This is a genomic window from Desulfobacterales bacterium (genome assembly GCA_029211065.1).
GTDB lineage: Bacteria > Desulfobacterota > Desulfobacteria > Desulfobacterales > JARGFK01 > JARGFK01.
This window is the reverse complement of the sequence record JARGFK010000003.1, coordinates 17751-43067: the sequence shown is the minus strand read 5'-3', so window position 1 is coordinate 43067 and position 25317 is coordinate 17751. Positions and strand designations below refer to the sequence as shown.

General features: G+C 52.8%; 30 protein-coding genes. 19 read left to right on the top strand and 11 right to left on the bottom strand.

The window, feature by feature from the left end:
• Positions 1-12: 12 nt before the first annotated feature.
• From P1P89_01480 to P1P89_01470, 3 genes are all read right to left on the bottom strand, one after another.
• Positions 13-378 carry a DUF2784 domain-containing protein gene (locus P1P89_01480; protein MDF1590157.1) on the bottom strand — a complete coding sequence of 122 codons (366 nt, stop codon included), beginning with the start codon at positions 376-378 and terminating at the stop codon, positions 13-15.
• A 65-nt stretch (positions 379-443) separates the two neighbouring features.
• Positions 444-776 carry a DUF3147 family protein gene (locus P1P89_01475; protein ID MDF1590156.1) on the bottom strand — a complete coding sequence of 111 codons (333 nt, stop codon included), beginning with the start codon at positions 774-776 and terminating at the stop codon, positions 444-446.
• A 34-nt stretch (positions 777-810) separates the two neighbouring features.
• Positions 811-1131 (bottom strand): cupin domain-containing protein, encoded by a 321-nt coding sequence (locus tag P1P89_01470; GenBank protein ID MDF1590155.1) that lies wholly within the window; start codon positions 1129-1131, stop codon positions 811-813.
• Between the two features lie 245 nt (positions 1132-1376).
• On the opposite strand from P1P89_01470, the gene P1P89_01465 reads away from it, so the two are divergent.
• On the top strand, positions 1377-2405 hold the full coding sequence (locus P1P89_01465) for a zinc-binding dehydrogenase (protein ID MDF1590154.1): 1029 nt from the start codon (positions 1377-1379) through the stop codon (positions 2403-2405).
• Between the two features lie 287 nt (positions 2406-2692).
• On the opposite strand, the gene P1P89_01460 is transcribed toward P1P89_01465, so the two are convergent.
• The 5 genes from P1P89_01460 to P1P89_01440 form a co-directional block, all read right to left on the bottom strand.
• Positions 2693-3796: an Ldh family oxidoreductase gene (locus P1P89_01460; GenBank protein MDF1590153.1), complete on the bottom strand. Its 1104-nt coding sequence runs from the start codon at positions 3794-3796 to the stop codon at positions 2693-2695.
• An 89-nt stretch (positions 3797-3885) separates the two neighbouring features.
• Positions 3886-4341: a GatB/YqeY domain-containing protein gene (locus P1P89_01455; protein MDF1590152.1), complete on the bottom strand. Its 456-nt coding sequence runs from the start codon at positions 4339-4341 to the stop codon at positions 3886-3888.
• A gap of 67 nt (positions 4342-4408) precedes the next feature.
• Positions 4409-5038 (bottom strand): PA14 domain-containing protein, encoded by a 630-nt coding sequence (locus tag P1P89_01450; GenBank protein MDF1590151.1) that lies wholly within the window; start codon positions 5036-5038, stop codon positions 4409-4411.
• Between the two features lie 41 nt (positions 5039-5079).
• Positions 5080-5754 carry a molybdopterin-dependent oxidoreductase gene (locus P1P89_01445; protein ID MDF1590150.1) on the bottom strand — a complete coding sequence of 225 codons (675 nt, stop codon included), beginning with the start codon at positions 5752-5754 and terminating at the stop codon, positions 5080-5082.
• Entirely contained in the window at positions 5750-6124 is a 375-nt protein-coding gene (locus P1P89_01440) for a molybdopterin-dependent oxidoreductase (GenBank protein ID MDF1590149.1), read from the bottom strand. Before P1P89_01440 ends, P1P89_01445 begins: the two co-directional genes overlap by 5 nt.
• Here P1P89_01440 and P1P89_01435 point away from each other — a divergent pair.
• Both P1P89_01435 and P1P89_01430 read left to right on the top strand, forming a co-directional pair.
• Complete coding sequence (locus P1P89_01435) at positions 6102-6551, top strand: hypothetical protein (protein ID MDF1590148.1); 450 nt, start codon at positions 6102-6104, stop codon at positions 6549-6551. The two genes, P1P89_01440 and P1P89_01435, sit on opposite strands and share 23 nt — an antisense overlap.
• Positions 6552-6606: 55 nt before the next feature.
• Positions 6607-7884, top strand: a complete 1278-nt coding sequence (locus P1P89_01430) for an FAD-dependent oxidoreductase (GenBank protein MDF1590147.1) — start codon at positions 6607-6609, stop codon at positions 7882-7884.
• A 122-nt stretch (positions 7885-8006) separates the two neighbouring features.
• On the opposite strand, the gene P1P89_01425 is transcribed toward P1P89_01430, so the two are convergent.
• Together P1P89_01425 and P1P89_01420 are read right to left on the bottom strand one after the other, a co-directional pair.
• Positions 8007-9005, bottom strand: coding sequence for a tripartite tricarboxylate transporter substrate-binding protein (locus P1P89_01425; GenBank protein MDF1590146.1), 999 nt, complete (start codon positions 9003-9005; stop codon positions 8007-8009).
• Positions 9006-9304: 299 nt separating this feature from the next.
• A complete protein-coding gene (locus P1P89_01420; protein ID MDF1590145.1) occupies positions 9305-9835 on the bottom strand; it encodes a hypothetical protein in 531 nt (176 codons plus the stop codon).
• 204 nt (positions 9836-10039) lie between these two features.
• On the opposite strand from P1P89_01420, the gene P1P89_01415 reads away from it, so the two are divergent.
• Positions 10040-10444, top strand: coding sequence for a hypothetical protein (locus tag P1P89_01415; GenBank protein MDF1590144.1), 405 nt, complete (start codon positions 10040-10042; stop codon positions 10442-10444).
• A gap of 54 nt (positions 10445-10498) precedes the next feature.
• Complete coding sequence (gene uvsE / locus P1P89_01410; GenBank protein ID MDF1590143.1) at positions 10499-11395, top strand: UV DNA damage repair endonuclease UvsE; 897 nt, start codon at positions 10499-10501, stop codon at positions 11393-11395.
• Between the two features lie 116 nt (positions 11396-11511).
• Here the strand turns inward: uvsE and P1P89_01405 are convergent, their stop codons facing one another.
• Complete coding sequence (locus P1P89_01405; protein ID MDF1590142.1) at positions 11512-11805, bottom strand: MTH1187 family thiamine-binding protein; 294 nt, start codon at positions 11803-11805, stop codon at positions 11512-11514.
• Positions 11806-12088: 283 nt separating this feature from the next.
• Here P1P89_01405 and P1P89_01400 point away from each other — a divergent pair, with 283 nt between their 5' ends.
• From P1P89_01400 to P1P89_01335, 14 genes are all read left to right on the top strand, one after another.
• Positions 12089-12874, top strand: coding sequence for a hypothetical protein (locus P1P89_01400; GenBank protein MDF1590141.1), 786 nt, complete (start codon positions 12089-12091; stop codon positions 12872-12874).
• Between the two features lie 21 nt (positions 12875-12895).
• Positions 12896-14341, top strand: a complete 1446-nt coding sequence (locus tag P1P89_01395) for a molybdopterin dinucleotide binding domain-containing protein (protein MDF1590140.1) — start codon at positions 12896-12898, stop codon at positions 14339-14341.
• Positions 14307-15038 (top strand): 4Fe-4S dicluster domain-containing protein, encoded by a 732-nt coding sequence (locus tag P1P89_01390; protein MDF1590139.1) that lies wholly within the window; start codon positions 14307-14309, stop codon positions 15036-15038. Before P1P89_01395 ends, P1P89_01390 begins: the two co-directional genes overlap by 35 nt.
• Positions 15039-15072: 34 nt before the next feature.
• The gene (nrfD, locus tag P1P89_01385; GenBank protein ID MDF1590138.1) at positions 15073-16407 is read left to right on the top strand and encodes a polysulfide reductase NrfD; all 1335 of its coding nucleotides are present in this window, start codon (positions 15073-15075) and stop codon (positions 16405-16407) included.
• Positions 16397-16903: a DUF3341 domain-containing protein gene (locus P1P89_01380; GenBank protein ID MDF1590137.1), complete on the top strand. Its 507-nt coding sequence runs from the start codon at positions 16397-16399 to the stop codon at positions 16901-16903. Before nrfD ends, P1P89_01380 begins: the two co-directional genes overlap by 11 nt.
• A gap of 3 nt (positions 16904-16906) precedes the next feature.
• Entirely contained in the window at positions 16907-18121 is a 1215-nt protein-coding gene (locus P1P89_01375) for a hypothetical protein (GenBank protein ID MDF1590136.1), read from the top strand.
• Entirely contained in the window at positions 18118-18744 is a 627-nt protein-coding gene (locus tag P1P89_01370) for a cytochrome c3 family protein (GenBank protein MDF1590135.1), read from the top strand. The genes P1P89_01375 and P1P89_01370 overlap by 4 nt, the downstream gene beginning before the upstream one ends.
• 11 nt (positions 18745-18755) lie before the next feature.
• Positions 18756-20129, top strand: a complete 1374-nt coding sequence (locus tag P1P89_01365; GenBank protein ID MDF1590134.1) for a cbb3-type cytochrome c oxidase subunit I — start codon at positions 18756-18758, stop codon at positions 20127-20129.
• Complete coding sequence (locus tag P1P89_01360; protein ID MDF1590133.1) at positions 20126-21058, top strand: cbb3-type cytochrome c oxidase subunit II; 933 nt, start codon at positions 20126-20128, stop codon at positions 21056-21058. The genes P1P89_01365 and P1P89_01360 overlap by 4 nt, the downstream gene beginning before the upstream one ends.
• Before the next feature lie 152 nt (positions 21059-21210).
• On the top strand, positions 21211-21477 hold the full coding sequence (locus tag P1P89_01355; protein MDF1590132.1) for a hypothetical protein: 267 nt from the start codon (positions 21211-21213) through the stop codon (positions 21475-21477).
• A gap of 23 nt (positions 21478-21500) precedes the next feature.
• Positions 21501-21776, top strand: coding sequence for a hypothetical protein (locus P1P89_01350; protein MDF1590131.1), 276 nt, complete (start codon positions 21501-21503; stop codon positions 21774-21776).
• 1 nt (position 21777) lies between these two features.
• Positions 21778-22005, top strand: coding sequence for a hypothetical protein (locus P1P89_01345; GenBank protein MDF1590130.1), 228 nt, complete (start codon positions 21778-21780; stop codon positions 22003-22005).
• Complete coding sequence (locus P1P89_01340) at positions 22006-22521, top strand: c-type cytochrome (GenBank protein MDF1590129.1); 516 nt, start codon at positions 22006-22008, stop codon at positions 22519-22521.
• Positions 22522-22702: 181 nt separating this feature from the next.
• The gene (locus tag P1P89_01335; GenBank protein ID MDF1590128.1) at positions 22703-25222 is read left to right on the top strand and encodes a heavy metal translocating P-type ATPase; all 2520 of its coding nucleotides are present in this window, start codon (positions 22703-22705) and stop codon (positions 25220-25222) included.
• Positions 25223-25317: the final 95 nt, after the last annotated feature.

Below are 25317 nucleotides of genomic sequence, written 5' to 3'. Positions count from 1 at the left end.
CTTCTCCTCTTTTTATTTTTTTAGCCGGTATAACACCCATCCGTAAAGCAGCGCATTGATTCCCATAACAATCACCCCCAGCGCAACCTGAATCCTCGGCGTCAGCCCCTGGAGATAGAGAACCGAGATGAGATAATGCGCCAAAAAACTTTCATCATAACCGCCTGCAGCGCCCTGATGTCTCAGGTAATTCTCCAGGGGCGTCAGCGGACATATCCACCCGTAAAACTCTACCAGGGCCCCCCAGGCCACACACGGCAGGTGAACCAGCGCCAGTCTTGGGCGGTAATATGCCAGTATCCCGCCTGCCACCACGAACAGCACAAACGCAAAGTGAATCAGCAAAATCCCGTCGGCCATGATCCGGTAAAATAGCATCTGATCCCTCAAACTTGCGGAGTCTTATCCTTCTACGACGCCGCCCGAGGCTTCCGGGCCTTGGGTTATCTCAAAAACAACTGGTGGACCGCAGCGCCGGTCAGCCAGACGCCGAAACTGGCTGTAAGCACCGTCGCCAGTGGCAATTGCCTGCTGAAACAAAGGAGCGCCACCGCAAAAAACAGGATGCTGGGCAGCGTCCCCCACACAGCTCCCCGGGTATAGTTTTTCATAAGGCCGTAATCTTCCGGGTTGTCGGTGAAGAGCCATATGAGTACAATCAGGCCGGTCAGCGGCATGGTGGCAATCAATCCCCCCAGCGAGGGAAAGCGCTTGCCGATCTGGGTACATAAAATAATGACGGCATTGCTGATCAGCAGCTTGACAAAAAAATTCATCTCTATTCGCCTTTCATTTTCATGTCCGTTCGGTTTAATAATAAATCGCCAGCCATACCGTCTCCTGCTTGGAATCGGTCCATTCGACCCGGTGTCGCGTATGCGCCGGTATATTCAGATAATCCCCCTTCCCTAAGACAATCGGATCTGGTTGGCCTTCCCACAAAATACCGGCGCTGCCTTTCAGAACCAGAACCCATTCATGACGTTCCTGGTCATACCAGAACCCTTTGGGCGAAGCGTGTCCCCTTGACACAATCCGTTCAATTTTAACACCATTGCCCGTTTGAAGCACTTCAACCAGTTCCTCGGGCAAAACATCCGGAATATTTCGCAACATGTTTTTCGGCATCATTGATTCACCGGCTTTAAGCGTTATTTCATGAAGTATACATGAAAGGGAAAAAGGAGCATCCGCAAAGGTACCAATATATTTATATAAACACCCCTTCGTAACAAAAATCAAGCAATATCAGTTGATCCTGCCGAACAACATAATGAGTTTTTCATGGCAATTGATCCGCATTGGCGCTCGTGATATGACTTTAAATAACAACCGCTCCTGTCCACCGAAATAATCAGGAACATAAGGGGGAGAATATGAAAGCGCTCTATTTTGAAAAGCACGGCAAGCTCGACGTCATCCAATACGGCGATGTCCCCGACCCGCAACCGGCTCCTGGCCAGGTGCTCGTTCGGGTGCAAGCCTGCGCCCTCAACCACCTGGACATCTGGGTGCGCCGCGGCTGGCCCGGCCTTAATCTGGAGATGCCCCACTGGTGCGGTGCCGATGTGGCCGGCGAGGTGGCTGCTGTTGGTAAAGATGTTTCCGGCTGGAAAGAAGGCCAACGGGTTATCGTGGATCCCGGCATTACCACGATGGAAGACGACTTTACCCGCCGCGGCGAAGATTCCATCAGTCCCGGCTATCAGATTCTGGGGGAACATGTGCGCGGCGGCGCAGCCGAATATGTGGCGGTGCCGGCCGGCAATCTGGTCTCCCTCTCTGACAGGATTCCGTTTCCCGAGGCAGCGGCCCCCCTGCTGGTTACCCTCACCGCCTGGCGCATGCTGGTTCACCGCGCAAAATTACGCGCCGGGGAATCGGTTCTCATCGTCGGCGCCGGCGGCGGCGTAAACAGTATGGCCATTCAAATTGCCAAACTGGCCGGTGCCACCGTATTTGTGGTGGCCGGAAACAAGGCGAAAGGAGAGCGCGCCCTGGAGCTGGGAGCGGATGCGGTTCTGGACCGCTCCCAGGTCAACTGGGGCAAGGAAATTTATAAACTCACCGAAAAACGCGGGGTCGACGTTGTTGTGGACAATGTGGGCAAGGCGACTTTGGGCATCAGCATGCAGGCAGTTGCCCGCAACGGCCGCATCGTCATTGTCGGCAATACCAGCGGTGCGGAGGCCCAGATCGACATTCGCTTTATTTTCACCAAACAGATCCGCATCATCGGCAGCACCATGGGCACCCACCAGGATTTCAGGGACATCACCGCCCTGCTGTGGTCCGGCAGACTCAAACCGGTCATCGACCGGGTGATGCCCCTGAGTGAAGGCGTCAAGGCCTACGGAATGCTGGAAAAGGGTGACCAGTTCGGCAAGATCGTATTGACCCCCTGATTCTTATTGCTGCCCATAAACCCATAAAAAGCAGATATAACAAACACCGCCAATGAGAGGGGTACCCTCTATGATTCCCCTGCACGAAATTTTATTCTCATATCACAGGTTTGGTTGCGTCTGTGACCTCTATCACGTATCCAAGGTTTTGGATTGATGATTCCGGATCCAAATCAATGTCCTTCATGGGACGACGTCGATTTGTCATTCAAGGAAGTCCTGAATTCCAGATATCATTCCAACCCCTAAAGATATCGGTCTGCTGAAAATCCATCGATATGTCTGACTTATGGCAAGATTTCAAGCCCCGGGATATTCAATTCTTTGGTGATATTCTCAAACCACCGGATCACTTCCTTATGAAGCGGAATACCCTGGCTGCGGCGCTCCTGAATCGCTTCGTGTTCGGGAAGTCCGGGGTATAGAACGCGCTCCTGGCCTGCAACCGGTTTCGCATTTTGCAGTTTTTGAAGCATCCGGTCCATGTCTCTTTTAAAACCCTCGAGATCCGTAAAAGCGGATATATCATATGCCGCGAAATGGGCCTTGGAACCGGCGCTGTCGTCCAGCATGTTCGGGAGTCCTCCGGACAGCAACGAGGCAAGGATCTCCGCCGTCATCATTAACCCGTACCCTTTGTGCGACCCCTGCTCCCGGGTCCCCCCCAACGGCAGCAGGTGGAACTGATGGCGATCTTGAACCGGCGTCTCTTCCGTAAGGAGATTTCCCTGTTTGTCCGCAACCCACCCCGGCAGCAAGGGTGCGCCGGTCCTGACCGCCAGCCGGATCTTATTTCCGGCGATTGCCGATGTGGCCACATCAAAAAGAAACGGCGCCTCCTTTTGGGCCGGGGCGGCAACAGCAATGGGATTGGTGCCGAACAACGGTTCGGCCGAAAAGGTCGGCACCACGCTCACCTTGGGTGTGCCGGCCCCCGCCGTGCAAACACCCACCATGTCCTGCTCTGCGGCAATCATGGCATGGTGACCGATGGCGCCGAAATGTCCGCTGTTTCGGACCGTAACCACGCCGACCCCGACGCGCTTTGCTTTCTCCACAGCCAGACGCATGGCCCTGGGCCCCATGATGATGCCCAGGCGGCGTTCGGCATCGATCACGGCGATTGCGGCTGTTTCCCGCAGCACTTTCCAGCCGGGTGCTGAATTCAGCCGGCCTTCCTGATAGTCTTTGACATAGATCCGGAACATATTGGAAACGCCGTGCGATTCCACCCCGCGCAAATCGCTCGTCACAAGGGCTTCCGCAGCTTCGGTTGCATCGGACGAAGAGACTCTCAGTTTTTCAAAAATCGATGTCACCACCCGTCGCAACGCCGCTTCAGACACCCTTACTTCTTCTTCCTTTGGAACTTTAAACCGATCCAGGCTCATGACAGAATTATCCTTTTTTATCAGACGGATTGTCGTTAAAATTGCTTATGAAAAAATGAACGTTCTCAGAGGATCGTACCAGACAGGGCCTAACTCCCCTTGCTCTTTTCTTGAAGGATCTCTTTGACGAGGTTGCCGTCGGCGAGCTTGCCGAAGTGCTTCATGATGGTTCCCATGGCCTGCATGGGGGATTTGAAATTGGAAAAATCGATGTTCGCTCCAATCCAGTCTTCAATTTCGGCCCGGCTTGCCATCTGGGGGAGATAGGTTTCTAATATTTCGAGGTACGCTGAACTGTCCCCCCCGGTTAATTCAAGCACGGTTTTCTCGGATTTAACCAGGGTCCGGATAATGTCCTGAATATCTTCATCCGTAATTTCTTCCGGCTTTTTGGGCCGCGTGGTCTTTTTGCCGCTTTCCAGCGTCAGGGGTACCGTCAGCCTGGGAAATTCCGACATAATCTGACGGATGGTGTTTCTGGCCTCATTATCCTTTTTGATCATCGCGGCCTTAAGGTCCGTTTTTAACTTTTCCAAAAGTGACATGTATCTCTTTCCTTTCCAGCCATATTAGGCAACTGAATGTTCCTGCATGTAACTTTCCGGCATCTTATCATTTGGTTTTGGGTGTTTCCGGGATATGCCCGAAAGCCTCGGCCGGCACGATACTGAAATCGGCCTGGCCGGGCAATTGCCAGTAAAGTTCCAGCATGGACGTTCCTTTCCGCTGGAAATACTGCAGGAAAAAAGCGTACCATCCCTGTTTATCTATGCTAACCGAGGCTTCCCCGGAAAATCGGTCCCCCCCCGAATGGACGAGGGGATCATCAATAATCATTTCGTTGTTTACAAAAATGCGAATGCCGTCATTGGACTTTGCCTTCATCAGATACCGGCCCGACGAAGAGAACCGGATAAAACCGGTCATCTGCACCCCCACCCCGCGGCTCAGCCCGCTGTCATACACCGGACCGGCGCCGAAACGATGGTTTATATAAGGGATCGGCTTTCCCGGTTTGCCTTCTTTCAGGGCGGTTTCACCAATGGGCATCTTGTTGATATGCCGGTAGAACCCCTCAAAGTAAAGGACCGCCAAGCCCGGTTTGATGGATGCGGGATCAATGCCGGCCTTGTCCGGCTTTACCACTTTTGCGGTTTTGGCGCAGCCGCTTATCAAAAATAATGCCAGCCCCAGGCATAAAAGCACCAGTCGCCATTTTTTATTTAATCCTGCCTGTTCCATGATTGTGATCACCCCTTTCACTATAACCGATATCGGCCGTTTCAGGTAATATGGACGGCGACGGCATGCTCTTCGACGCCATTGGTTCCATAACCCAGAACATTCCAGGAAGAGTTCATGGGCTGTTGATTGCCATTGACATCCATTGCCCTGGCCATAAGGGTATAATCCCCCCGCTCTTTTACGTCCCAGACGTATTGCCACTGCCTCCAGGCAAACGGTTCATGGGGACCGATGAAGGCTGCCGGCGCCCAGGTTTGGCCGTTGTCCGTTGAAATATCAACGCGCTCGATATCGATTTCTCCCGCAAAGGCAGCCCCCAGGACCACAACCGGACCCGGGGAGAGGGTTTCGTCTTTGCCGGGCTGGGTAATGATGGACTTTATTTTAATCCCCGTAACCACCTGACCGGTCTTGGGATCTTCGTCTTTCTGAAAAACCCGGTAGACATTATCCATGAAAAACCCTTTATAGGGCTGGGCCATTACCATTATCTTATGGAGCCATTTGACGCAATTGGCGCCGGTCCATCCCAACGCCAGCCCCCTCAAGGGAAACCCGTGCTTGACCGGCAGCGGTTCGCCATTCATTTCATAGGCCAGGATGGTGGAAGGCATGGCCTTATCCAGCGGTATGATGCGGATAAATTTAATCCCGGCGGAACCCAGCGGCTTGTCAAACCCTTCAAACCCGATATGCTTGGCTGTCTCTTTAATTCCGGCCTTTTCCAGGATGTCTTTTAACCATACGCCGCCCCAGACCGCATTTCCGACCCCCCCCTATGGTCCAGGGGTTTCCCCGGGCCTTTTCTTTTAATAGCGAGCGGCTGTTGCCGGAGCATTCCAGCGTATCCGCTACGATGGCTTTCGGCATCTTTAAAATCTGACCGAAACTGAACCGGGTTTCCTGAGATACTTCTCCCGTGACGGTAAGTTCCCAATCGTCGAGTGCTACCGGCCTCTCCATGATATCGCTTTGATTGCGATCAAAGAAGACGGAATTGGCCGTGATCCAGGAGCGCAGGTATTCATTCGCGGTCTCTGCGTTGAGAGGCTTTTCGCTCATGATACGCATCTTGTCTTTCATGACACCCTCCTCTCTTTTTTCCGCTGCCGCTGAGACGCCGGCAGGTGGTTCTCAACGACAAAATCAAATGCCGGGCCAGGATCGATTGGGTGGTTCATCTAATGAAACATACGGCGGCTTTCGTTCACGTCTAAACATGTTCGGGTTTGGTGACGATCCAAATTTAGCAATTAAAATTAAATATTTGCCGATTCAATGTCAAGCGATTTCAGTGGTCTGCCTTTCGCTTGCCACCGGCAGGCCGGACTTGCACGCACAGACACCTGTTTTTCAATGCGTTTTGATTGGCTTTAACAGGCCGTTGAGAAACAAGAATCAGGTCGACAAGCGCAGCAATTTCGCACATATGTGGGCATTGACAAGAGCCGCTCAACGCCGCATGGCGGCATCAGGCGCAGTTTATCAACCGCCTGTTAAATGCCCTTGACACGAGCTTGGGGGTGCTCTAAAAAGGCGTATTCATTTCACAAGGAGTCACAGTTATGAAAGTCATCATCGTGGGCGGAGGCTGGTCCGGTTGTGCGGCCGCCCTTTCAGCCCAAAAGCAAGGGGCCCAGGTTACGCTGGTCGAACGGACCGACATGCTGCTGGGGACCGGTCTGGTGGGCGGCATTATGCGCAACAACGGCCGCTACACGGCCACAGAGGAAATGATCGCCATGGGCGGCGGCGAGATCTTTCAACTGACCGACCGCAATTCCCTTCACCGAAACTTTGATTTCCCGGGGCACCGGCATGCTTCGCTGTACAATGTGGCCACCATGGAGCCGATCATCCGGCGCTTTCTGCTGGAAAGCAACATCACGCTTCAGCTTTCCACCCGCATTACCGATGTGGAGATTTCGGGCGGTCAAATTAAAAAAATCATCGGCAAATGCAATAAGGAAGCGCTCTCCTTTGCCGGAGATGTTTTTATCGACACCACCGGCACCGCCGGTCCGCCGGCCAATTGCAGCAAGTACGGCAATGGCTGTGCCATGTGTATCTTGCGCTGTCATGCTTTTGGCGGCCGCGTCAGTCTGGCCGCCCAGGCCGGTGTAAAGGAGATGATCGGCCGAAAGGGCGACCAGGTCGGCGCCATGAGCGGTTCTTGTAAATTGCTGAAAGAATCGCTTTCAACCGAAATCCGGAATGAATTGAACAAAACGGGCGTGGCCGTCATTCCCATTCCCCCGTCCAAAATCATCAGGGGCAAGCTCAACCTGAAAGCCTGCCAGCAATATGCGCTGCCGGAGTTTGAGAACAACATTGTCCTGCTGGATACCGGTCATGCCAAGCTGATGTCTCCCTTCTTTCCCCTGGACGCGCTTCGGGAAATCTCCGGATTTGAAAACGCCCGCTATGAAGATCCCTACGCCGGCGGACTGGGAAATTCAGTCCGCTATTTCGGCATGTCCCCCCGGGACGACAGCCTCAAAGTGGAAGGCATTCAGAATCTGTTCTGCGGCGGAGAAAAGGCCGGGCTGCTGGTGGGGCACACCGAAGCGATCTGTACCGGCACCCTGGCCGGTTACAATGCCGTAAAATATATCAAGGGGGAAAAGCCCCTGATCCTGCCGCCTGCACTGGCGGTCGGCGACGCCATTCAGTATGTTCGGTCCCAGATGAAAACCGAGGCGGGTCTCGGCTTAAAATACACCTTTTCCGGGTCCGTGTTCCTGGATCGTATGAAGCTGAAAGGCCTCTATTCAACAGATACGCGAGAGGTTGCACAGCGGGTGAACAAACTTGGATTAACTGAAATTTTCAGCAAAACCTGAATCGAAAGGATTTCAAGGAACAAAAAAAGCAAGGCAACAGACTAACGTTGCCTTGCTTTTTTTGTTTTTATAAGGTCTTCAACAAAATACCTGTGAAATCCCCTAAAGAACTTTACAAAAAGTTATTTCATCCCATATGCTTCCTTGAGTTTCGCCACGATGTTCGGAGACAGTTCAAAGTGCCCCTTGGCCCAATCTTCGACCTCTTTCGCATCGACGAAATCCATCGGTTTGTCGGCCTTTTGGGCCAGGGCAACCGCTTCCGGATCCTTGCAGGCTTTTTCAAAAGCTTCCCGCAGTATTTTCAGGCGGTCCTCAGGCATGCCCGGAGGAGCGGCAAACGGACGCCCCACCAGCTGGATGCCGCGAAGGAGTTTTGCAACAGGCTTCTGCTCCGGTTTTGTTAAAACTTCTTCAATAAACGGCACATCTTTTAATTGCTCCGGTTTCTGCCGGCCCACCAAGACCACCGCGCGGCCGTCGCCACTCTCGAAGAGCGCCATCCGGCTCCCGACCGAACCCCAGATACCGTCGGCTTCGCCGCGGATCAGCGCCATTTCCATTTCAGCTCCGGAATAACCCGTTGAAATCTGAAAATTGTCCTTTTCCAGGGCCTGATACATCATCAGGGGATTGACGTACGAGACCGCTCCCAACCCCTCGGCAGCCAGACGAATTTTATCGGCCTTGAGGACCTCATCAATATTCTTGAACATTTTCGGATTGACGATATAGGCATACAGTTCGCTGCAGGGCGACCCCAGCCAGCTCAACTTGGCAAAATCGAATTTAACGCCTTTTGAGCCCACCACCTGGGTAAGACCGACAGCGCGGTTGAACGTTCCAAGGGTCAACCCGTCGGGCTTTGCTTTGTACAATGTATTGACGCCGATGATATGCCCGCCGCCGGGGATGTTTTTAACAATAAAGGTGCTACCCGGAAGGTATTTCTTCATGTATTGGGCAACCAGGCGTCCATACCAGTCGTAACCGCCCCCCGGTTTGGTGGTGACAATTATTGTTATAACCTTTCCATCATAGAAAGGTTTGGCGTAACTTGCGGATGCAACGGTCAGCGTCATCATCAAGACCAGCGAAATAATCAGTGTCAGTTTTCTCATAGTCCCCCCATTTTTGATAGTTTAACGTGTTGTACTTAACAAAGCCCCTGCCGGCTATTGGGCAGCGTGCCTTAATCGGAAATATTAGAAACGCTCACTGTAAATGCACTTTACGAAGATGTTGAGGAAAGTCAAAAAGGGCAGCCTGCATTTATAGCTACAATATATCTACAAATGGGCATGGCCGTCAATAACAAAATTGCCGGACGCCTTCTTTGGTTTTGAGCCGGCCGGTTGCATCCATTTCGCCCCAAGGCAACTTATGATTTAAGACTGAACATTTGTCTTCAATGTTCATATCACTGATTACGGTGCTGAACATTCTTCCGCCCGGGCTGAAGATACTCGGCATCAAAATCGGCTATGATCCCCCGGCATAATTCTCTTAAGGCGGTATCGGCATCTGCCCGCAGCCAGCTGCTTTTAACTTCAACCAGTTGCTTCGATTTGAATTTCTGCAGCGCTGCCGGCAGCGACCCCTCTTTTTCAAGAACCGTGATGATAGATTTTGCATCGGCTTCCCGAACCGGCGCCATAATGACGGTCGAAACGGCCACACCGGTCCGTTTGCCGTCGGCATGCAATTCCACCCCCGTAACCGCAAGATGCCAGTCGGGGTCCATGTCCGTTATGACGACATCCCCCAGCTTTCTTAAATCGATCGTCATAAAGCTGCTGATCAGCCCGCTGACCTTTTCGGCAGCAATTACCGAAAGCCGCACCCGGGCTTTGTACCCTTTTTCTGTTTCACCACCGACCGTCACGGTCGGCAGCCCGGCAAGCGAAAGAATAATGAACAAAATGCACATCCGTTTTATTATTGGGTTCATGCTAAAAACTCCAGTTAGGGTAAAATAATTCGAAATTATCCACAAAACAAAGGCAAACTGATCTACAGAAATTGAGTTGTCCAACCGCCGGAACTATGTTATAAATTTAACAGTTTTTTGAAAGCGTTGCCACCGGGTTGATGTTAAAGGCGCCCCATACTATTGACCCCTCCGTTATGCCAAAATCACATGAGGAGAAAATCTATGATTTATATTGGAAATTTTCTGCACCAGACCAACCAGGAAGAAGCATCGGAGTCGGAACGCCGACACGGTGAATTCAATCTGATCGTCCAGGCCGAAACCCGCAGCGCCGCCATTGGGCTGTTCAAAGAACGCATTCAAAAGCAAAGAGAAATCAGCGGTTTCTTTGAAGGCGACTGTTCCATCTATTTTGTTGAACTCCTCGAATTCGAAAAAACACCCGAAACAGAGGCAATGATCATAAACTTCAAATCCATCGCCGGCGATCCCCTGATGCCCTTTATTGCCTGCTCGGTTCCCACCGGGCAAACCGACGCCTGCAGAATTTTCGACTGGAATGATAATGGACTTGAAGTTGACGGCAAAAACAACAAACTTTTTCTGACTTTTAAAAAACCACGTTAGCAGCGTTCAAGCTTAAAAATCGTTTGCCGGTAAAAATATGATTGAGCGTTCTAAATGATCAGACTCGGATACGCCTGTATCAACACGCAGCTCCCCTCTGCCGGTAGAACCTGCCGGTTAAAAAATGCATCCGAAGAAAACATCTTGAGCCTGTCCCGCCGGAACCTGAGCGCCCTCAAACAAATTCTACTCTGGAACCGGGACAAGGGGATCGGGCTGTTTCGTATTTCCTCTGAAACCATTCCTTTTGGCTCCCACCCGGTTAACCGGCTGCCGTGGCGACGATTGCTAAAAACCGAATCTTCCGAACTGGGCCGCCTGATTGCTAAATACAAAATGCGGGTTTCCATGCACCCCGGGCAGTATACTGTCCTGAATTCAATCCGGGAAACGGTGGTCGCCGCAAGTATCGCCGAGCTGGAATATCATGCCAGACTGATGGACGCGTTTTCCCTGGATGCAGCGCATAAAATCATCCTGCATCTGGGCGGTACATATGGCGACAAAAAAAACGGAATGAAACGGTTCGTCCGGAATTTTGAGAAACTGTCCTTATCGGTCCAGAAACGACTGGTCATAGAAAATGACGAAAAAAATTATACAGTCGCGGACACCTTGACCGTGGCCAGGGAGCTTCAGGTTCCGATGATACTGGATGTCTTCCATCACCGCTGCAACCCCTCCCTTCAAAAACTGGGACTGCTTCGGATCCTGGAATCAATCGCTTCGACCTGGCAGCCCCAGGACGGCCCCCAAAAAATTCATTATTCCGATCAGAAAAAGGGAGGGCCCGTGGGCAGTCATTCCGAAAACATCAATGTGACCGGATTTAAACGATTTTATCGCCGCATCCAACACCTGCCCCTGGACATCATGCTGGAGGTCAAAAACAAAGAGCAATCCGTATTGGCGCTATATCGCCGGATACCCTCGCTGCAAATTAAATTTTAGAGACCTTTTATGGTCGCTTCTCGACTTCCCGGCCTCCCGGTTGAACCGTTGTCTTGCCAACCGCCCCTTTTCCGGCGCCGTGTGCCTTGCGCCGTGCGCTTCAAGCCCTATTCTTTTTACAGTTTATCCTCAACCGACTTTATTTTGCCGTTTAACCGGTCGCCGGCGCCTTGTCGGTAATCGACCCTTAAACTCAAACTGATTCGGCTGCAGTCTTTTTTCAATTCTCCAAAACACTGATTGACCACGGCCATGGCTTCTTCCCATTCCCCTTCGATACTCGTGCTCATGGGTCCGAACCGATACGGCAGCCCGCTCTTTTTAACCATTTTAACCGCCCTGGCGACATAGGGACTTAAACTGACCCCCTTGTCCAGGGGAAAAATTGAAAATTCAATAATCACACTCATCCTTTCCTCCCTCCTTAAATACGGCAACTCCCGGTTGAAAAATGCCTTAAAATGCCCGTGACAGCAGTAAGTTTCCGAAGACCCAAAAAAATCAGCCTTGATTTGGATTTTCGGTGGTTTTTTGATTTTTCAACATCACATCAGCTGAATAGCAGGATTGACAATCTGCAATAGATTCAATATAATGAAAATGCTTAAAAGGCAATCGATACATGGGCCACCTTCCAAGATTTCAGCTTTTTTATTATCAATTTTTTTATCAGACCGGAAAGCATTTCCCGCAATGAAACGGAGAACATTCCTAAAAATAGCCGGACTATGCAGTGTATCGATCGCGGCCGGCTGTTCTTCCGAGCCTGAAAAATCACTATATGCCCTGGTCCAGGCCCCTGACGACATGGTCATTGGGAAACCGACCTGGTATGCGTCCACCTGCCGGGAGTGTCCGGCCGGCTGCGGCATTCTCGCCAAAAACAGAAAAGGCCGCCTCGTCAAGATCGAAGGCAACCCGCACCATCCCATCAACCGCGGTAAGCTCTGCCTGCGGGGTCAGGCGGCCCTTCAGGGAATCTACAACCCGGACCGGATCAAAACCCCCCTGCTGAAAGAAAACAATGATTGGCGTCCAATTTCATTTGCAGCGGCCCAGGACCTATTAAAAGAAAAGGCCGATACCGCGGCCCAAAAGGGCCGGAACCGCATCGGAATGCTCACGGAAATGGTGGGAGAAAGCCTGCTGTCGCTTTTTAGCAATACTCTCGAAAAATGGAACTCCCCGCATCCGCTGGTGTTTGAACCCTTTTCCTATGAGTCCCTGAAAGCCGCCAATGATCGTGTCCTGGGGGTTGAAGGATTGGTCTCTTACCGCATGGAAAGGGCCGATTTTCTGCTTTCCTTTGGCGCCGACTTTCTTGAAACCTGGCTGTCTCCGGTTGAATACGGCGCCAAATTCAAACAAATGCATTCAGTTAAAAACGGCCGTAAAAACCTTTTTTATCACATCAGCCCGTATCAATCCCTGACCGGGGCCAATGCCGATGTTTGGCTCCCCTGCAACCCCGGCGGCTAAGCCGCCCTGGCCTTGAGCCTTGTGAATGAAAGCATGATGCAGGGCAAGGGCAAGAAGCTGCCTGAAGATCTTCGCGCCGCCATTAATAAGGCGGCATTGCCTTTTACCAAAGAGAGCGCAGCGCAGCTTGCCGGCATTACCCCTGAACAATACCTGCAGCTGCTGAACCATTTGTTAAAGTCACACCGGCCGCTGATACTCGGCACCGGTTCCGGGTCCCTTGCCAAAAACAGCCTTCAGGCCAACATGGCGGTCAACCTGCTGAACCTGGTCCTGAATCCGGAGCTGGAACTTTTTGATTTTATCAATCGCCACACCATAGAAATCGCCCACAGCCGGGAAGCGGTATTAAAGTTTTTCAATGCCATGGATACCGGAGCAATCGAACTGCTGCTGTTAAACAATGTGAATCCGGCATTCTCCCTGCCGCCCCAACACAACATTGACGCCATACTCCAAAAGGATTCCCTTTTTGTCGTCAGCTTTTCCAATTTTATGGATGAAACCACGCAATTGGCCGATCTGATCTTTCCGGTCCGCCTTCCCCTGGAAACCTGGGATGAATATTCCGGAAAGCATGGCGTCGTTTCCACGCTTCAACCGGCCATGGGAAGGTTGACGGAAGCACCGCATCTGGGCGACGTCTTTTTAAATTTTTCTTTTCCAAAAGAAGCTAATCCCGGGCCTGAATCAAGCTATAAAGCGTATCTTTACACCTCTTTTTTAGAAAAGCGGCTTGCCAAAAACCTGAACGACTGGGTACTGGCCTTAAGCGCCGGCGGCCATTTCAGTCCGCCCTCCCGGACCGGATATGTGCAACCAAGGCTCGGAAAACCGCTGGTTGAAGATTTTACGGGACTCTCGACCATCCCTGAATCAGAACTCACGTTTATGGCCGCACCCTCCATACGGTTTTATGACGGCCGGGGCGCCAATAAGCCCTGGCTTTGTGAAATTCCGGATTCCCTGACCCAGATCGCATGGCAGACACCGGTGCGCATGCATCCGGTAACGCTGAAACAATATGGGCTCGAACAGGAAGATGTCGTCCGGATTCAAAGCCGCTGGGGATCCCTGGAAGCGCCGGTCTATGGAACCCCCAGCGTCAAACCCGGCGTTCTGGTCATGGAAATCGGTCAGGGACACCCCGGCTACGGTCGTTATGCCCGCAACACCAGTCTGAATCCGTTCCGGATACTCCCCGACGCCCCCAACCCGCTGGACGGCGGGCCGGTTCTGTCCGCTTCACCGGTGACCCTAACAAAAACCGGCAAAATGCTGAAGCTGGCGCATCTGGACGGCAGCCGTTTTCAGCACGGCCGTCAGCTTGCCCGTTCCATACCGCTGAAAGAACTTTCAGCAGGAACATCCCCCAAAAAGCCGGGGGTAACCCTGGAGGATTTTCCCCTGACCCTGCCGATTCCGGAAGGGTATGACCCCAAACGCGATATGTACCCCCCCCCATGACCATGACACCTACCGCTGGTCCATGGTGGTGGACCTTGATAAATGCATCGGCTGCAGCGCCTGCACGGCCGCCTGCTATGCGGAGAACAACATCGGCGTTGCGGGGCTGGAGCAGGTTCTCAAGGGACGTGAAATGTCCTGGCTTCGGGTGGAGCGATATCTTGACAGCGACTATCCGGAAAAGACAACCTTTCTACCCATGCTGTGCCAGCATTGCGACAATGCGCCCTGCGAGGCCGTCTGTCCGGTCTATGCCCCCCACCATTCCAAGGAGGGGCTCAACAACCAGATATACAACCGCTGTATCGGCACCCGGTTTTGTTCGCAAAACTGTCCTTATAAGGTCCGGCGATTCAACTGGTTCACCTGGGAAACTCCCTCACCGTTGAATCTCCAGTTAAACCCCGACGTCACGGCACGCAGCAAGGGGGTGATGGAAAAGTGCTCTTTCTGTATTCAGCGGATCAAGTTCGCCCATGGAATTGCCAAGGACGAAAACCGGCCTGTCCGCGACGGCGAAATCCAGCCCGCCTGTTTGCAGAGTTGTCCCACCGGGGCGCTGATATTCGGCAATTTGATGGATCCCGGCAGCCGGGTAAGGAAACTGGCGGCAGATCCCCGGGCCTACCAGGTGCTGGGATATTTAAACACCAAACCGGCGGTTATTTATTTGAAAAAAGTTTTACCGGAAATTTAAAATTGAAATTTTTTTCCTATCCGGATTTTTGATTATGACTAATGACGGTGCTTCCCCCAAACTGACCTACGCCCAAATCGACCAGACGGTGCTGGACACCCTCCGCCCGGCGACGCGCCCCTACTGGATTACCATTGCTCTGCTCTTTCTGGGCGTTCTGCTGGGCGCTGCCTGCTGGCTGTATCAGATTTTCAGCGGCATCGGCGTGGGCGGCCAGAACAACCCGGTTGCCTGGGGAACCTATTTGATCAACTTTGTTTTCTGGGTCGGCATCGCCCATTCCGGCACCCTGATATCGGCCATTTTGCATCTTTTCCGGGCCGGCTGGCGCAATCCCATTGCACGGGCCGCTGAAACCATGACGGTCTTTGCGGTCTGCACCGCCGGGCTGTTTCCGTTCATTCATTTGGGACGCGTCTGGGTGGTATTTTACATGTTGCCTTACCCCACACAGCGAGGGCTCTGGCCGAATTTTCTATCCCCCCTGATGTTTGACGTCATTGCCATCAGCACCTATCTCATCGTCAGCTCCCTGTTCTGGTATACCGGCATGCTGCCCGATCTGGCCACTGTAAGGGACCGATCCGAAGGGCTGCGCAAAAAGATTTTTACCATTCTCTCTTTGGGTTGGACCGGCGAACATGAGCACTGGCGTCATTTTTCACGCACCTATCTCTTTTTTGCCGCCCTGGCCACGCCGCTGGTGATTTCGGTCCACAGCGTGGTCTCCTGGGATTTCGCACTGGGGGTCGTCCCCGGCTGGCACACCACCATTTTTGCCCCCTACTTTGTTGCCGGCGCCATCCACTCGGGTCTGGCAATGGTCCTGACCCTGATGATTCCACTGCGCAAGATCTTCCACTACGAAAAAATCATTACCCTTTCGGTACTTGAAAATGTCGCCAAGACCATCATCTTTACCGGTCTCATCGTCGCTTTTGCTTACAGCACCGAATATTTCATGGCCTGGTACAGCCATAATGTCGTGGAACTGGAAACTTTCCGCTGGCGCGCCGTGGGTGACTACTCCCTTCAGTTCTGGATCATGGTGACCTGCAATACCGTTATACCGCTGCTGTTTTTCTTTAAGAAAATCCGAACCACCATTGTCTGGCTTTTCATCATCTCCCTTATCGTCAATATCGGCATGTGGTTTGAACGTTTTGTCATCATCATCGGCAGCGTCGCCCACGACTTTATCCCCCATGCCTGGGGATTGTATGCGCCCACAGCCATTGAATTCGGAATTATGCTGGGCAGCTTCTGCCTGTTCTTTTTTCTTTTTGTACTCTTTGTAAAACACCTGCCGTCGGTGTCCATGACGGAAATAAAGGAAACCGCTCATGCAGGAGAAAACCATGGCGGCTAAACATCACGTCATCGGTCTGTTTACGGACGAAAACCGGGCGGCTGAGGCCGCCGCCCGATTACGCGAGTCGCCCTGGCAGCTGCAAAAAGTATTCAGCCCGATCCCAAGCCACAAACTGACCGACGCCCTAAAGTTAAAAAAAAGCCCGGTCGGCTATTTTACCCTGTGCGGGGGCATTATCGGCTTTATCTGCGGGTTCGCCCTGGCGATATTCACATCCACCCGCTGGGGTATGATAGTCAGCGGAAAGCCCGTCGTGGCCCTGATTCCCTTTTTCATCGTAGGGTTTGAATGCACCATTCTGTTTGCCGTCATCGCCAACGTGATCGGCATGCTGACCCTGACCGGTCTGCCGCGTTACGACAATCTGAGATATTATGACCCGCGCTGCTCCGGTTCTCATTTCGGCCTGTTGGCTTCATGTGAAGCGGACGGACTGGAGAAGCTGACCGGTTTTTTTCAGCAGCAGGGGGCCGAGGTAAAGGTGTTTGATTAGAAAATGCCGACAACTCATACTGACATTGCCGTTATGAAAGCAAAAAGGCTTTTTATTCTTTTCGCGATCCTGATAGGAATCGGCCTGGCCGCCTTTTTCTTTGGACTGCTGGGTCAAAACCCGCAAAGGGCCTGGCAGGCGTACCTGATCAATTTTCTGATCTGGTCCGGCATCGCCCAGGGCGCGCTTCTTTTTTCCACCGTCATGCACACCACCAAAGCACGCTGGAGCGGCGCCCTGTCCAGTGCGGCCGAATCTTTCAGCGCCTTTTTTCCGATTTCCTTCATCCTGTTTCTACTCCTCTTTCTGGGAAAAGAGCATGTCTTCCCCTGGCTGCACCATGACCTTCACGGCAAAGAGGTCTGGCTTAATCTGCCGTTTCTGTTTGCCCGGGATATTCTGGGCCTGCTCATCCTCTACGGGTTCGGGTTTGCCTACCTGTATTATGCCCTCTGCGCTAAAATCGGAACGCTGGAGTCCCGGGGAAAAATCCGCACCCGCTTATCCAAACACTGGGTCCGCATCGACCCCCGGCGCTGTCAAAGCAGACAGTCGATTTTCAGCATTCTGTACATGCTGGCATTTGCCCTGGTCCTGTCGCTGGTGGGATTCGACCTGGTCATGAGCATGGACCCGCACTGGCATTCCACCCTTTTTGGGGCGTATACATTCGTCAAGGCCTTTTACATCGGACTGGGGGGGCTGATCATTCTCGCCTGGCTGCTGTATCTTAAGGCTGAAAACCGTTTCGGGCTGCGGCTATCCGACTTTCACGACATCGGCAAACTCTTTTTCGCCTTTTGCCTGATGTGGGCCGATTTTTTCTACGTCCAGCTTGTGGTGATCTGGTACGGAAACATCCCTGAACTGACCGGCTATATCATTGAACGCACCCTGATGCCTCCCTGGAAGATGCTTGCCTGGACCGTCTTTATCGTCTGCTTTATCCTGCCGTTTCTGCTGCTGCTCAACAAAAAGATAAAAACAAAGCCCTGGGCCATGATACCCCTGTGCAGCATCGTCATCGTGGGAATATGGCTGGAGCATCTCCTGCTGCTGGGACCGGCCTTGGGTCATGATACCGTCGTTTTGCCGTTGAGCCTGACGGACGGTTTGATCAGTCTTGGATTTTTAGGCCTGCTGCTGGCTTCCGTTGCTTTTTTTCTGAAATTATTTCCGGAACTGGGTCGGATCGGAAAGCGTGAGGGGGTGGAATGAAAATTACCATTGCCATTGCCCTGCTGTTACTGATCCTTTCCGTATTGATTCTGTTCAGGAAGGACTGGCTCTCGGCACTATTAACCGCAGTGCATAACTGCTTTATGCCTGCGCGTTCAAACAGGCTTGTGCTGCTGGCGGTGGGTTTGTGTTTTCTGTCTACCGTCCTGCTGCTGTACCTTTTCTATCGCCCCCCCGGGTGGGATATCGGGCCCGAGCAGCCTATTCCCTTCAGCCATCGGCTGCATGTCGACGTCAAGCAGATCCAGTGCCAGTTCTGTCATCCCTATGTGGACCGAGCCCTTCATCCGGGAATCCCCCCGGTTGAAAAATGCCTGTATTGCCACAACCATATTATTGCCGGTCATCCCCAGATTCTAAAGGTACATGACTATTTTAAGACCGGTTCGCCGGTGAAGTGGCGCAAAGTAAATTATCTGGCTGAACACGTGCTGTTCAACCACGAGCGTCATATTAAAAAAGAAATCGAATGCCGGCAATGCCATGGGCCGATTGAAACCATGGACCGCATCAAAGGCACGTATTTCAGAATGCAATTTTGCATCACCTGCCACCAGCAGAAAAAAGCAAACCTCGATTGCTGGCTGGCGTGTCACAGTTAAAGGAGAATCAGTTGACAGACACCTCGTTGACTCTATTGCCGCAACCGCACTTAACCGCCAAGGGGTTTTGCCTCACGTCCGCCTTCTGGATGGTCATTGCGACATTTGCGGGGCTTCTGGGGGCGACCGAACTGATCGCGCCGGACCTGACCGCCAACGTCGGCTGGCTGGTATTCGGCAGAATCCGGCCGATCCATATCAATCTGGTGCTTTTCGGCTTTGTGACACCGGGACTCCTGGCAGCGGCATTTTATTACTTTCCGCGCCTGCTTCGCACCGAACTTTTCAGCGAAAAGCTCGGCATCCTCACCGTCATCGCCTGGAACGTCACCCTGGTGGCCGTTACCGTCAGCCTGGCCATGGGATACACCCAGGGCCGCGAGTATGCTGAAATGGTCTGGCCCATCGACATCATGATCATTGCCGCCTTTGTCTTGGTGTTCACCAACCTGGCCATGACGGTAAAAGGGCGCCGCGAACCGATTCTGTATGTCTCGGTCTGGTATGTCCTGGCAGCCACCGTTCTTACCGCCGCAACCTACGCCCTCGGCAATGTGATCTGGCGGCCCGACAGCGGCGCCCTGGTGGGAATTCCGGATGCCATCCTGCTCTGGTTTTACGGGCATAATGTGTTCGGCCTGCTCTTGACGCCCCTCGCCGCCGGTGTGACCTATTATGTTATCCCCCGGGCCTGTCGCACCCCGCTTTACAGCCATACCCTTTCGCTGCTGGGCTTCTGGTCCCTGATCGTGGTCTATACCCATATCGGGACCCACCATCTGCTGCAGGTGCCGGTTTCCACCTGGCTCAAGGTCATCGCCATCGTGGACAGTGTCGCCATGGTAATCCCGGTCATGGCGTTTCTTCTCAATATCTGGTTTACTGCCAAAGGCCGGCTGGGAGAAATCCATGTCGACATCGGCGCCAAATTCGTTTTCACCGGAACCATCATGTATTTTTTTGTCAGCATTCAGGGCTCCATGATGTCGCTGCCCCAGGTGCAGCGGGTAACGCACTTCAACAACTGGGTGGTGGGACACGCCCATGTCGGCGTTTTGGGATTTGCCGGAATGATCGCCCTTGGGGGACTTTACTATATCCTTCCAAAGATAACGAACCGTCCCCTTTACAGCAGATTTCTGGCGGATCTGCAGTATTGGCTGATTTTAATCGGCGTGGTGGGATTCACCGTGGTCCTGACCTTTGCCGGCCTGATTCAGGGATCGGCCTGGCTCAACGGTGAAACGGTTTACCGGCTTCTGGCTGAAATCCATGTCTATTATGTTGTCAGGGCTTCCCTGGGGCTAATGATATTTGTCAGCGCAATACTCGGCCTGTATAACATTCTGCAAACCCTGTACGGCAAACCCGGAGAAACGCCATGAAGATGACCCTGAAAGCCTTAATTTTAGGGAGCCTGCTGATCCTGGCGGCTATTGTTTTTGTGGTTGTTTTCATTCCCTACACCACCCGCGATGAAACCCCTTCGGACATTTTCCGAACCCGGATTCAGGAAGAATCCGCCGGGCGCGCAATTTATATCGCCAACGGCTACGTGTACTGTCACACCCAGTCCATCCGTTCCATTGACTGGGGGCTGGGGGCGGAACGGATCGCCCAGGCCGGAGATTATGTGGCAGACTATCCGGTACTGCTGGGATCCCAGCGTACCGGTCCGGACCTGTCCCAGGAAGGCGGCGAGCACCCCGACGACTGGCATATTGCCCATTTTATAAATCCGCGCCATACCCGGCCGAATTCCATCATGCCGGCGTTTGCTTTCCTCGACAGGAAAAAGATGAACACGCTCACCCGCTATGTTCAGAGTCTCGGCCTGCTCCAGGCGGATGGGCGCATGGACCGGCAGCGTTTCTGGAAAAAGGAAGCTGTCCGGGCCTATGAGGCCGGTCCCGACGCCAATGTCCAATGGCTGAATGATCAGATCCCCCGGGGATGGCGGGATGTTCCCAATCCGTATCCCACCACCGAAGCCGGCATTGCACGGGGGCATAAGATTTATCAGGATTTCTGCCTGGGCTGCCACGGTCCGGTGGGAGACGGCATGGGCCCGGCCCAACCCTGGATTTATCCGCCGCCTTTTAACTTTACCCTGTTAAAAGGGCGTGAAATCTCCGGCGGCATTCTTTATTACCAGATTATGAACGGCATTACCGGTACGGCCATGCCGTATTTCAAACGGGAGCTGGAGTCTGAAAAGATCTGGGATGTCGGCAATTATGTGGCCGTTTATTTTATCAACGACAGTGACGCCAATACCGAACCCAAGGGGATAGATGCAGCCTATGAACCGTAATTAGGCGAATAGGCTGAAGACTGAAGGCTTTTAGACTCGCCTCAGTCAGAATTTTACCTTCAGCCTTCAGCCTAAATACCTGCATCGTGATTAATTTGTTTTAACATAGCAAAATGTTCGTTGATGGTTTTATCCGAGTAAGGAAGAAAGACATGTACTTCCCTTATTTCATCACCTATATCGCAGTGGGCTTTATCATCAGTCTGAGTGTATTCATATGGGCACTGAAGAACAATCAATTTAAAGACCAGCGCCGGGCCCGGTTTTTGCCGCTGGAGAATGAAAAAGGGGCCGATGCCGCCCCGATTACCGGAATCAGCCGGTTTGAAATTTACGGGTTGCTGCTGCTGGCCTGCGCCGGACTGCTGGCCAGTGCCGCCGTCCTTGTTTTTGCGCTGCTGCCCGGCGGGCCGCCCTGACAAAACCGTGCGAGGAGAAACGTATGCGATTTTTTGCCCTGCTTAATTTTCAGCATGTCATTCTGTATGTGTTTCCGGCCTTTATTTTCATTATTATTTTCGGGCTGGCACTGGCGAAATCTTACTTTAAAAGTGCCGACGCTGCAGAGAGACTGACACATGTCCATGGCCGTTATCCGGACGATCTTGAAGACAGGAATGCACCATTTCCAATTGCGCTCACGCTGATTATCGCCGGCACGGTTGTCTGGGCCGTTTTGTACATACTGTTCAACGGTTTGATGGGGGTTAAGATATAAAATGGAAACACGACCAACAGCGCTTTCCGCCGGAAAAACCTGGTTGTTGGTTTTTCTGCTGGCACTGTTTATTCTGGCAAAAGGTTTTTTTGCCTTTTATGTAGTGGGTGACAGGGGGCAACCCTCCTGGGAGTATCGGCCGGTCAAGGACGTTCCCGGTGAATCACCCTATGCTGTTTACGATGTCATGCCCTTTCCACAGCATGTCAGGGGCGCAGAGGGAGAATAAATGAAGAAGGTTGCCGCCGCTGCAGTGATTTTGTTTGTCTTGATCATGGGGGCCTACCATGTCCTCCTGAAGGTAGACAACGATTTTCCATACGGCCGGATGCGGGAAACGCCCGCTGTCCGGCCCTATGAAGAACCCCTGCTCCTGATGGAAGCAGGAACCGTTCCGTCTGCCGGCGGGGAAGCGATTTTAAAGGCGACCGCCGCCGAAAGCCTCCACTCGCCGTTTGGTGAGACACCGGATATCGCCAAACAGGGCGAAAAACTCTATTTCACCTACTGCGCCCAGTGCCACGGCAAATACCATGACGGCAACGGCACGGTGGGCCAGAGTTTTGCGCCCCTGCCGGGAGATCTGCGCAGCGCCAAGGTCCAGTCCCTTTCCGACGGCGTCCTGTTTAAAGAGATCAGCTACGGCATACCCAAGGGCAGGCAGCCCCCCCTCGCCACCACAATTGCCGAAGCGGACCGCTGGCGAATCATTCTATATGTAAAATCACTGGGGATTCGAAATTAGAATGGCATTATCTATAAAGCAAAGATCTTCATGCAAACTGGATGTAAACATATTTCCTTGAAAAAATCCCCCTTGCCCCCTTTAATAAAGGGGGAATTATTCTCCTCCCTTTCATAAAGGGAGGTTGGGAGGGATTTTAAAACGTTGGGGGACAAATTATATAAATGCCAACCCACCTGCCATGAATAAGACCTCCGCCAGCTGCGACCTATGCGGCCTGCCCCTGGGCCACGCCGCCATCTCCCTTGACATATCCCCAAAAACCTATTGCTTCTGCTGCCCGGGCTGCCGGCAGGTATTCAATCTTCTGCTGGAAGCTGCCGGTTCGGCGGATCCGAAAACTTTCAGGGATACGGAGCTGTTTCAAAAATGCCGGGATATCGGCATCATCCCGCAATCCGAAGAAGATCTGATTGGCCGGGATCAGCCCTTTCGGGCAGGGAGAGCCCAAACAAAATCAACCGGTGCGCCTGCCCCTTCCCGGCAACTAAATCCACCCCAAGCCGCTTTAGGTCTCACCCTTAAAGTAGATAACATGTGGTGCCCGGCGTGTGCCTGGGTAATTGAAGCCTATTTTAAAAAAACCCCCGGAATCATTTCAGCGAATTGTAATTTTTCCACCGATTATCTACGGTGTGATTATGATCCGGTGGCAACCACTCCGGACAACATTGCAGACACAATCCGGTCTCTGGGTTACCGGACGCTTCTACCCGGAGAAAAGGACACGGCCGGCAAGCGATCCGATTCTATCCGCTTGGGGGTATCCGCCTTTCTCACCGCCAACGTCATGATGCTGTCTTTTGCGCTTTATTCCGGATTTTTCAGCGAGCTGTCTGTTGAAACGGTGCGCCATTTATCGTGGCCGATCTTTTTCATGACGGCAGTCGTCTTTTTTTACGGCGGTATCAATATTTACAGGAAAGCCCTGACCGGGTTTGTTGCAGCCGCATTCGGTCTGGAAACCCTCGTCACCATCGGCTCGACCTGCGCTTTTTTATTCAGCATTGTCAATCTGGTCAAAGGCAGCATTCACCTCTACTTTGATACCACCTGCATGCTCATCACCCTGGTTCTTTTGGGAAAACTGCTGGAAAAAAACGCCAAAGACAAAGTCCGCACGGATATAGAGGCTTTCTTTTCACTGCGTCCGTCCAAGGCTAAAATATGTTCGGCCCAATATCCCCGGGGCCGCTATGTGAGCGCAGACAGCCTGCAGGCAGGAGACGTTTTTCTGGCGACTGAAAACGAAACCATTGCAGGGGATGGGGTGGTTCTGGAAGGAAATGCAGCCGTGGATGAGTCTGCGCTAACGGGCGAAGCCAGGCCCGTTCGCATCGAATCCGGAGACCGCGTTCGCAGCGGCACCCGGGTGTTGCAGGGCGGTTTGCGCGTCAAAGCCGAAAGCGTAGGCGCTGATTCCACCATCGGTCAAATGATCGCGGTTATGGAACAGGCCCTGTCGGCCAAAACGCCCCTTGAAGAAAAATCAGACCGGGTCCTGCGCCTGTTTGTGCCCGCCGTTCTGTTGTTGGCGGTTGTTACCGTTGCCGGCTGCCTCCTGGCCGGTCTTTCTTTTGAGCATGCCCTGATTCGCATGGTGACCGTGCTGGTTATCGCCTGTCCCTGCTCCCTGGGCATTGCCATCCCCCTGACACGGATGGCCGGCATCTCCCTGGCTGCAAAATCCGGAATCCTCGTCCGCAACTTTCGCGGCATTGAAAAAGCCGGCCGGCTAGCCGCCGTTGTATTCGACAAAACCGGCACCTTGACCCATGGCCGCTGGGAGCTGATCGATCTGGTTCCCTTCACGCCGTTCACATCGGCCCAGGTGATGTCCCTGGCGGTTTCCCTGGAAAAGGATTCGGATCACTATATCGCTGTTGAAATCCGGCGCTATGCGCAAGAGCATCATCTCTCCCCGGCGGATGTAGCGCACATTTCTCATTCTGAAAACGGGATCAGCGGCCGCCACAACAATGCAGAAGTAAAAATCGGATCCAGCGGATATCTGCAAAAAGAACTTGCGGCTCTCCCCGACGATCAACTCAACAACCTTAAAGATTCTCCTGCCATTCGCTCTTTTGTCTACATGAGCATCGGGGGCAAACCCTGTGCGGCTCTCATTTTCGGCGACAGGATCAAAGCTGGCACGGCCGACGTTGTCCGGCAGCTTCACATGAAAGGGGTCAAGACCTATCTGGTTTCCGGCGACGGTGTTAAAACCACCGATATCGTCGCCGGCAGTCTGGGAATCCGCGAATCATTCGGCGGGATGCTACCCCGGCAGAAGGCGGATTTCATCGAAAAACTTCAGGAATCCGGCTTACGGGTTGCCATGGTCGGCGACGGCATCAATGATGCGCCGGCCTTGATTCAGGCGGATCTCTCTGTTGCGGTTCATTCCGGAAGTCACCTGGGAAAAGAAGTTGCCGACATTACCCTGATGCGCAGCGATCCCCTCCAGGTTATGGAACTGTTGGCGCTTGCCGGGCGGATCAATTCAAAGATATCCCAGAACCTCATCTTTTCATTCATTTATAACACCGGCAGTCTTCCCATTGCCATGAGCGGGCTGCTGAACCCCCTTATCGCCGTCAGCGCCATGCTCCTGAGCAGCCTGACGGTTATCGGCAATACACTGTTGATGATGAGAAGCCGTCCCATGACATCCGCCGATGCCGAACGGCCCGGCGCCTGAATTGTTTTAGGCTGTTAAAAGCATTGAAGTTTTCCAGCCTTATGATATATCGCCTGTTAATGATCCGAATCCCGCATAATTTAAGCTTGAAAGGG

Bases quoted from the DNA above. Each gene is read 5' to 3' on its own strand.
- P1P89_01480 (MDF1590157.1), bottom strand. From the start codon at position 378: ATGCTATTTTACCGGATCATGGCCGACGGGATTTTGCTGATTCACTTT.
- P1P89_01475 (MDF1590156.1), bottom strand. From the start codon at position 776: ATGAATTTTTTTGTCAAGCTGCTGATCAGCAATGCCGTCATTATTTTA.
- P1P89_01470 (MDF1590155.1), bottom strand. From the start codon at position 1,131: ATGATGCCGAAAAACATGTTGCGAAATATTCCGGATGTTTTGCCCGAG.
- P1P89_01465 (MDF1590154.1), top strand. From the start codon at position 1,377: ATGAAAGCGCTCTATTTTGAAAAGCACGGCAAGCTCGACGTCATCCAA.
- P1P89_01460 (MDF1590153.1), bottom strand. From the start codon at position 3,796: ATGAGCCTGGATCGGTTTAAAGTTCCAAAGGAAGAAGAAGTAAGGGTG.
- P1P89_01455 (MDF1590152.1), bottom strand. From the start codon at position 4,341: ATGTCACTTTTGGAAAAGTTAAAAACGGACCTTAAGGCCGCGATGATC.
- P1P89_01450 (MDF1590151.1), bottom strand. From the start codon at position 5,038: ATGGAACAGGCAGGATTAAATAAAAAATGGCGACTGGTGCTTTTATGC.
- P1P89_01435 (MDF1590148.1), top strand. From the start codon at position 6,102: ATGATACGCATCTTGTCTTTCATGACACCCTCCTCTCTTTTTTCCGCT.
- P1P89_01440 (MDF1590149.1), bottom strand. From the start codon at position 6,124: ATGAAAGACAAGATGCGTATCATGAGCGAAAAGCCTCTCAACGCAGAG.
- P1P89_01430 (MDF1590147.1), top strand. From the start codon at position 6,607: ATGAAAGTCATCATCGTGGGCGGAGGCTGGTCCGGTTGTGCGGCCGCC.
- P1P89_01425 (MDF1590146.1), bottom strand. From the start codon at position 9,005: ATGAGAAAACTGACACTGATTATTTCGCTGGTCTTGATGATGACGCTG.
- P1P89_01420 (MDF1590145.1), bottom strand. From the start codon at position 9,835: ATGAACCCAATAATAAAACGGATGTGCATTTTGTTCATTATTCTTTCG.
- P1P89_01415 (MDF1590144.1), top strand. From the start codon at position 10,040: ATGATTTATATTGGAAATTTTCTGCACCAGACCAACCAGGAAGAAGCA.
- uvsE (MDF1590143.1), top strand. From the start codon at position 10,499: ATGATCAGACTCGGATACGCCTGTATCAACACGCAGCTCCCCTCTGCC.
- P1P89_01405 (MDF1590142.1), bottom strand. From the start codon at position 11,805: ATGAGTGTGATTATTGAATTTTCAATTTTTCCCCTGGACAAGGGGGTC.
- P1P89_01400 (MDF1590141.1), top strand. From the start codon at position 12,089: ATGAAACGGAGAACATTCCTAAAAATAGCCGGACTATGCAGTGTATCG.
- P1P89_01390 (MDF1590139.1), top strand. From the start codon at position 14,307: ATGACCCCAAACGCGATATGTACCCCCCCCCATGACCATGACACCTAC.
- nrfD (MDF1590138.1), top strand. From the start codon at position 15,073: ATGACTAATGACGGTGCTTCCCCCAAACTGACCTACGCCCAAATCGAC.
- P1P89_01380 (MDF1590137.1), top strand. From the start codon at position 16,397: ATGGCGGCTAAACATCACGTCATCGGTCTGTTTACGGACGAAAACCGG.
- P1P89_01375 (MDF1590136.1), top strand. From the start codon at position 16,907: ATGCCGACAACTCATACTGACATTGCCGTTATGAAAGCAAAAAGGCTT.
- P1P89_01370 (MDF1590135.1), top strand. From the start codon at position 18,118: ATGAAAATTACCATTGCCATTGCCCTGCTGTTACTGATCCTTTCCGTA.
- P1P89_01360 (MDF1590133.1), top strand. From the start codon at position 20,126: ATGAAGATGACCCTGAAAGCCTTAATTTTAGGGAGCCTGCTGATCCTG.
- P1P89_01355 (MDF1590132.1), top strand. From the start codon at position 21,211: ATGTACTTCCCTTATTTCATCACCTATATCGCAGTGGGCTTTATCATC.
- P1P89_01350 (MDF1590131.1), top strand. From the start codon at position 21,501: ATGCGATTTTTTGCCCTGCTTAATTTTCAGCATGTCATTCTGTATGTG.
- P1P89_01345 (MDF1590130.1), top strand. From the start codon at position 21,778: ATGGAAACACGACCAACAGCGCTTTCCGCCGGAAAAACCTGGTTGTTG.
- P1P89_01340 (MDF1590129.1), top strand. From the start codon at position 22,006: ATGAAGAAGGTTGCCGCCGCTGCAGTGATTTTGTTTGTCTTGATCATG.
- P1P89_01335 (MDF1590128.1), top strand. From the start codon at position 22,703: ATGAATAAGACCTCCGCCAGCTGCGACCTATGCGGCCTGCCCCTGGGC.